This is a genomic window from Chamaesiphon sp. OTE_8_metabat_110 (assembly GCF_031382685.1).
Taxonomy (GTDB): Bacteria; Cyanobacteriota; Cyanobacteriia; order Cyanobacteriales; family Chamaesiphonaceae; genus Chamaesiphon.
Window position 1 is genome coordinate 1 of sequence record NZ_JANMZA010000643.1, and the last position, 6,925, is coordinate 6,925.

8 protein-coding genes and 1 pseudogene are annotated in these 6,925 nt (G+C 47.4%); 6 read left to right on the forward strand and 3 right to left on the reverse strand.

Annotated elements, in window-relative coordinates; translation table 11 throughout:
- Positions 1-82: 82 nt before the first annotated feature.
- The 3 genes and pseudogenes from RMO52_RS23250 to RMO52_RS23265 form a co-directional block, all read right to left on the reverse strand.
- A pseudogene (locus RMO52_RS23250) lies at positions 83-465 on the reverse strand (DUF4385 family protein).
- A gap of 250 nt (positions 466-715) precedes the next feature.
- Positions 716-1,237: a DUF2231 domain-containing protein gene (locus RMO52_RS23260; protein ID WP_310419084.1), complete on the reverse strand. Its 522-nt coding sequence runs from the start codon at positions 1,235-1,237 to the stop codon at positions 716-718.
- A 23-nt stretch (positions 1,238-1,260) separates the two neighbouring features.
- Positions 1,261-2,001 (reverse strand): DUF2993 domain-containing protein, encoded by a 741-nt coding sequence (locus RMO52_RS23265; protein WP_310419087.1) that lies wholly within the window; start codon positions 1,999-2,001, stop codon positions 1,261-1,263.
- A 190-nt stretch (positions 2,002-2,191) separates the two neighbouring features.
- Here RMO52_RS23265 and RMO52_RS23270 point away from each other — a divergent pair, with 190 nt between their 5' ends.
- The 6 genes from RMO52_RS23270 to RMO52_RS23295 form a co-directional block, all read left to right on the forward strand.
- Positions 2,192-3,202: an SDR family oxidoreductase gene (locus RMO52_RS23270; protein WP_310419090.1), complete on the forward strand. Its 1,011-nt coding sequence runs from the start codon at positions 2,192-2,194 to the stop codon at positions 3,200-3,202.
- A 145-nt stretch (positions 3,203-3,347) separates the two neighbouring features.
- A complete protein-coding gene (locus RMO52_RS23275) occupies positions 3,348-4,052 on the forward strand; it encodes an SRPBCC family protein (RefSeq protein ID WP_310419093.1) in 705 nt (234 codons plus the stop codon).
- A gap of 98 nt (positions 4,053-4,150) precedes the next feature.
- The gene (locus RMO52_RS23280; RefSeq protein WP_309743639.1) at positions 4,151-5,380 is read left to right on the forward strand and encodes a zinc-dependent alcohol dehydrogenase; all 1,230 of its coding nucleotides are present in this window, start codon (positions 4,151-4,153) and stop codon (positions 5,378-5,380) included.
- A gap of 101 nt (positions 5,381-5,481) precedes the next feature.
- Complete coding sequence (locus tag RMO52_RS23285; RefSeq protein WP_309743641.1) at positions 5,482-5,997, forward strand: hypothetical protein; 516 nt, start codon at positions 5,482-5,484, stop codon at positions 5,995-5,997.
- A 190-nt stretch (positions 5,998-6,187) separates the two neighbouring features.
- Complete coding sequence (locus tag RMO52_RS23290) at positions 6,188-6,553, forward strand: hypothetical protein (protein WP_309743643.1); 366 nt, start codon at positions 6,188-6,190, stop codon at positions 6,551-6,553.
- A 187-nt stretch (positions 6,554-6,740) separates the two neighbouring features.
- On the forward strand, positions 6,741-6,925 hold a 185-nt coding region (locus RMO52_RS23295; RefSeq protein WP_310419096.1), incomplete at its 3' end, for an SDR family NAD(P)-dependent oxidoreductase.

Sequence of the window (6,925 nt, forward strand, 5' to 3'; positions counted from 1 at the left end):
CTGATTCACACCGAAAAGTTGTAGGTTGGGTAGAGCATTCGCTCTACCCAACCTACAGATCTGTGATGAGTTAAATCGACATTTAAGCAAACTTTTGTTCGTGTCGATCGAGCATGACAACATACTCTGGATCTGTCTTGGCTTGTTGCCACACTTCCCAAAAAATCTTGGCAGATTCTGCCTTAATTGGATCTTCCTCATTGGGGAGAATAGTTTTGGAATCCTTGAGATATTTACGTCCCGATTTGTGATTGGCGTAACGTCTCGATCGCGTGTAGCCCATTTGCAGAAACTTCCGCGCCATATCCATACCTACAAAGTCTCCCTGTTCCTTATATTTAAGAAACAGGGTATAAATTTTGCCAGCAGATTTGCGGGCGAACAAGGTGTTTTAAATCTCCAGTATGGCAAGATTTCGCTTTTATAAGGTTCGATGAGTAAAACACCTTGTTCGCCTTTGCCGATGCGATAAAGTTCGGGATGTTGGCGAAAGTCGATATTTTTAAAGTCGAGTGTATAATCAAATTTTTTCACAGATTTTCTTTCGATCGACATCTGCTGGAATTGTGGCGAAGATCTACCCACCCCGCCCTACGTGCACCCCTGTCTTGAAAAGGTGCTGCACTTGGGGAAACCCCAAGACCGCACTTTTCGCTCCTGGGAGGGGATTTTTTAGGTAAACTTTAATTATCAATTCTCAATTATCAATTCTCAATTAAGGCTCGTAGCGACTGCTGTCGCCGATGACTGCGACTTTGTGGCGATAAATCAGTTCTGCGCCAAACCAGCCTGAGATTGCTAGTAGCGATGCCACGACGACCGAAATAATCATACCTACAGGTAAAATCGCGCCTTCAAAATTATTCCACCGTAAGATCCAGTTAACTAACGTCAGAGACATTGCGACAACGTTAGTAACCATGTGAATCCAGCCTGCACTGCGCTTTCTGACTCGATCGATCCGCAAAAAATCCAGCATTCCAGTTAGAGCGGCTAATAACCCCGAAACAAACCCCGCACCAATGAACCAGATAGCAGCACGCGCCCAAAAAGCATCGCCTGTCAGCCAATACCCGACATCAGCTCCCGCCGCACCTGAGAGAAAAGCGATCGGAAACGTTACGATTAGTGGATGGAGTGGATGCTTGGCGATCGCAACTGTACTCGGTACGCCGCTATCATGATACTCGGTAGTGTTACTTTCGATAAATGGGGGAATGCTGGGAGCTTGAGCCATGATTTTGTGCCTAGTAATAAAGTTTAAATAGTCGGAATTTGAGCGATTTGACTTTTGGCGTGAATTACCAATTTGCCCAGTTGAGCCTCTAATTGGTGGAGCTGGAGCGATACACCAGGCAGATCGAAATTGCGGAGATCGAGCAGCGCAGTAAGTTGTTCGATAATCACCATTACTAATTTGAGATTCAAACCTTCACCTTGAGCCGCTAAAATCTCTAGTGAAATGCGATTACCATCTTCATCAATTTGGGGAATGGCAGTTGCTGACATCTTTTTGACTGCGTTTTGCTCGCGGAGTAAAAAGGTTGTCGAAATTACAAATTGGTTTTCACCAGGTAAATCTAGTGATGCTTGTTGAATATCGATCGTGACTGGCTGCCCATCCAGCTCCATTTTCAAACCACGTAATTTGCTCTGAATATATTCGCAACTAAAAGCATGATTGATATCAGCTTCTGTCAAAATAATTCGCGCTTCAGCCTCAGTTGGATGAGTGAGTTTGATATTACCAAAAACTGCTTTGAGTGGATCGATCGACACCTCATCAGTATCGATTTGAATATTTTCGACTCGCAAATCTTGCTTGACAACTACTCCCTTGCCGGAGATCTCGACAGAATCTAATTTTCCTTGGATAAAATTTACAGGATTAGTCCGAATATCGACCTCGATTTCTTCAGAGCGATCGAGCTGAGTGGCAATTCCCAGCTCTACTACTTTACTTAGTGCCCGATCGCCCAAATCGGGAGGATTTTGTGCCATGTTTTTCTGGTATAAAATTCAGTTTAGAAAACACGAAGATTGACAGAGTTTTGTGTGTATTACTTTAGTAATAGCAATAATAAATAATAATTGAATCTACCGATAGAGATAGAATGGATCTCCCTCTTGAGAGAGAAGACTCTCAGGATTGACATTGCTAGCATACTGAAGTTGCAATCATCTAACTGCCATGAAACTAAAACCGATCGAACAACAAGTTGTTGCTGTGGTTGGAGCTTCTAGTGGAATCGGTCGCGAAACTGCGCTTCAGTTTGCCAAACGCGGTGCAAAATTGGTAGTTGCGGCGCGGAGTGAATCAGGCTTGGCATCATTAGTCAAGGAAATCGAGCAATTTGGATCGGAGGCGATCGCGGTTACTGCTGATGTGGCTAAATTTAAACAGGTCAAAAGTATTGCCGACCAAACTATCGAACGCTTCGGACGGTTGGATACTTGGGTACATGCGGCGGGAACTGGAATTATTGCTCCCTTCGAGCAAGTAACTCCGGAAGAATTCAAGCGGGTCATCGATGTCAATCTGATGGGATCGGTCTATGGCGCGATGGTGGCAATGCCGCACCTGAGACAGACAGGGCGGGGCGCATTCATCGCGGTTTCGTCAGTTGAGGCGCGGCGCTCGATGCCACTGCAATCAGCCTATTCTGCATCCAAACACGGGATGGAAGGCTGGCTCGACTCATTGCGATCGGAACTCAGACACGAAGGATTCCCGATTAGCATCACCAATATCCTCCCCTCGGTCATCAATACGCCCTTTTATAACAAAGCGCGGACGAAATTGGGCGTCAAGCCCACTGGCATCCCCCCCTACTATCAGCCGAGTATCGTTGCAGAAGCAATTCTACATGCTGCCGAATACCCCGCTCGGGACATCATTGTCGGCGATGTCGGTCGTATCATTGACTTCGTGCAAAAGCTCGTCCCAGATCTCACTGACACCCTAGTCGGTGCGATCGCGATTCCCGGACAACGCACCAATACGATTAAAGCCACAGACGACCCCAATAACCTTTTCGATCCGATCGAAGGATACAACACCGTAACTGGCGATTTCTCTGACAAGACGATCCCGAGTTTTTTAGATTGGTTCGATATTCATCCAGCAGTCAAGTGGACTACAGCGGCAGGATTAGGTGTTATTGCACTAGTCGCAGCTAATTTATTTAAAGACATGGAGTAGGAGACGGGGAGACGGGGGGACGAGGAGACAAGAATGAAGTTAACCACTATCTACTAACCACCAGCTACTAACCACTAACCACTATCCACTAACCACTAACCACTAACCACTATCCACTATCCACTATCCACTATTCACTACATTTATGGAAATTCAAAAGACTAACGACGACAAATCACCGCAACAGCCGGGTGATACCGAGCGGTGGGGATCTTTGCTGACGGGCGGCGCGATGGTGCTGGCAGGATTGAGCCAGCGATCGCTACGTGGTGTACTGATGGCGGTTGCGGGTGGGACATTGGCTTACCACGGTGCCACATCGGAGAAAAGTATCCAGGAAAAAGTGGTCGAAGCAACTGGCATCGATAAAGGATTGCGAGTCGAAAAGACGGTGACGATTCAGAACAAATCGATCGAGGAACTATACCAGTACTGGCATGACTTTGAGAACTTACCCACATTTATGAAGCACCTCAAATCGGTGACTGTTATCAATGAAACTCGATCGCATTGGGTGGCGAGTGCGCCGCTGGGCAAGAGTGTCGAGTGGGATGCTGACATCATTACCGATCTGCCAAATCAGATGATTAGCTGGGCTTCTGTCCCCGATGCAGATGTCGAAAACTCTGGTTTTGTCCGATTTACCCCCGCACCTCCCGGACGTGGCGTGGAAGTCAAAGTCGTGCTGGAGTATAGCGTACCAGGTGGCGCACTCACTGCCGCGATCGCATCCTTATTTGGCGAAAACCCCGAACAGCAGATCGGTGACGATCTACGCCGCTTCAAGATGCTGATGGAGACAGGGGAAATTGCGACTACTGAAGGTCAATCCTGCGGGCGACGGAGTTAGATCTGGAGGTTGGGTTGCGGTTCGGCTGTCGCTCATCAACCAGCATAAAACCCAACGCACTAAAACTATCCACTATCCACTATCCACTATTCACCATTATGAAAGCAGTTTGCTGGCAAGGTACCAATAAAATCCAAGTCGAAACAGTTCCAGATCCTAAAATCCTCAATCCGCGCGATGCGATTATCCGCATCACCACCACCGCGATTTGTGGCTCCGATCTGCATTTATATAACGGCATGAACCCCACCATGAAAAAAGGGGATATCCTCGGTCATGAATTCATGGGCGAGGTAGTGGAACTGGGGCGTAAAGTCACTAATGTCAAAATTGGCGATCGAGTTGTAGTGCCATTTACGATCTCCTGTGGCTCCTGCTTCTTTTGCAGTCGGGAAATGACCTCATTGTGCGACAACTCCAATCCCAATGCTTGGATGGCCGAAAAAGTGATGGGTCACTCGCCAGCAGGTCTAATGGGGTATTCGCACCTGCTGGGCGGCTATGCTGGCGGTCAAGCTGAGTATGCCCGCGTGCCGTTTGCCGATGTCGGTTTATTTAAGATTCCTGACGGCTTGACCGACGAGCAGGTGGTCTTTTTTACCGATGTCTTCCCCACTGGCTATATGGCTGCTGAAAACTGCAATATTCAGCCGGGAGATACCGTCGCGATCTGGGGTTGTGGTCCCGTGGGACAATTTGCGATCCGCAGTGCCTTTATGCTCGGTGCCGAGCGGGTAATTGCGATCGATCGCGTCCCCGAACGGTTGGCAATGGCGAAGGCTGGCGGTGCCGAAATCCTCAACTATGAAGAAATTGAAGTCGGCGAAGCTCTCAAGGAGATGACAGGCGGGCGCGGCCCCGATTCGGCGATGGATGCTGTCGGCATGGAAGCACACGGGATGGGGCTAGAAGGCTTCTATGACAAAGCGATGATGGCGGTTAAGCTCGAAACCGATAACCCCACTGCATTACGTCAGGCGATCGTCGCCGTCCGTAAAGGTGGTAGCGTCTCTGTACCCGGTGGTTATAACGCCTTCGTTGACAAAATCCCGATGGGTGCATTTATGAATAAGGGCTTGACGATGAAATCGGGACAGACGCACGTCCATAAGTATTTACAACCCCTACTCGATCGAGTCCAAAACGGCGATATCGACCCGACATTTATCATTACTCACTCTCTCCCCCTGGAGCAAGCCCCCCACGCTTACGAAATCTTCAAGCATAAAAAAGAGAGCTGTATCAAGGTCATACTCAAACCCGGTCAAACAGCTCAAATAGCTCCAACAGCTCAAACAACCGAATGGCCGACAATTCCGAGCGCGTAGCGTAGCTTCTTCTCACCCTTGCATTTCCTAGATCCCCGACTTCTTTTAAGAAGTCGGGGATCTGCGATCGAGTAGCTATCTTCATCAAACCCCTAATTTTTATGAATTATCTCGTTGCCGTTTTACCCGATCGTATTCAAGCCGAAGCCGCCTATTCTGCACTAGCAAAAGAAGGCTTACCAAACGATGGCATTAACATATTAGGTGACGGTTATCAAAGTGCCGATGACTATGGATTAATCGATCCTAATGTTGAAGCCAAGCAAGAAATCAAACGCGAATTATTTTGGCTAGTTAGCTTTGGATTTATTGCAGGTTACGCCTTCAACTGGTTGACCGCGATCGAAATAATTCCCGAAGGCGTACCAATTGTCAACCATGTTTTAGGTGGTATTTTTGGCGCTGGTGCGGGTGCCTTGGGTGCTTATTTTTCTGGCGGTGCTGTCGGTCTAACCATTGGTAGCGGTGATGCACTGGCATATCGCAATCGGCTCAATGCTGGTAAATATCTAGTTATTGTCAAAGGCACGGGCGAACTTACCGAGCGAGCTACACGGATCTTGCGTCAGTTTGAGCCAGAAAACATTCAAGGCTATACCGAACCGATCGGTACCTAATTAGTTATTTCCTGTCGAGTCAATTATGAAACTGGCTCATGAAAACTCGAAATTCTACCTACCTCTTTTACGCACTCAATCTACATCTTTTGATAGAGAATTATTTGTCATAAATATAGCTAATCTTAATACTGAATTAAAGATAAAATTTACTTGTCAAAGTGTTTGACTTAGCAAAGAGGAATTAAAAATGTTACAGACAATCGCCCGGACAGTGACTCAAATCGGTAACTGGTTCAAGCAGGTACGAGTACGGCAATTTTTATCGGTCATCGCGATCGGTTTTATTTTATTAAATACCACGCCCGCACCCGATCTCGCTAGCAAAGCCACGATCGACAAACTCGATCGAATGGTACATCAAGAAAATCCCGATCGACCCAAAACTACTGGGGAATGGCAAAAGCAAGCGCGGGAAGTTAAAGGTAAGCCTGGAGAAAGACTCGAACGCATCGGCGAACAATCCGCAGATGCTGTTAAAGAGTTTGGCGGCATGTATCCAGATGTCGCTAAACGCAGCGCGAACGAGCTGGAAAAAAGTGTTGAGAACAATTAATTTTCCAGGCGCGAAAGCATCGATCGATGCCGTCGATTATGTCTTGAGCAGTCACGATTAGGATAGATCGGATCGCCGACTTCTCGCAATAAGTCGGCGATCTAGCCTGGTCTTAATTTTCTTGGCGATCGGACATAGCAAACCCCGTAACAAATAACCACCAAATTGATTAAGTATTTAAATAGTTATGACTACTTATTCCGTGCCCGATGCCACAGCGCGACCCTTAGCAGTAGTAACGGGAGCCTCTAGCGGTATCGGCTACGAACTCGCCAAACAATTTGCCAAAAACGGCTTCGATCTGCTCATCACATCCACCGGAGAGCGGATCGAAACGGTCGCTGAAGCCTTCGAGCAGCTAGGAGCTAAAGT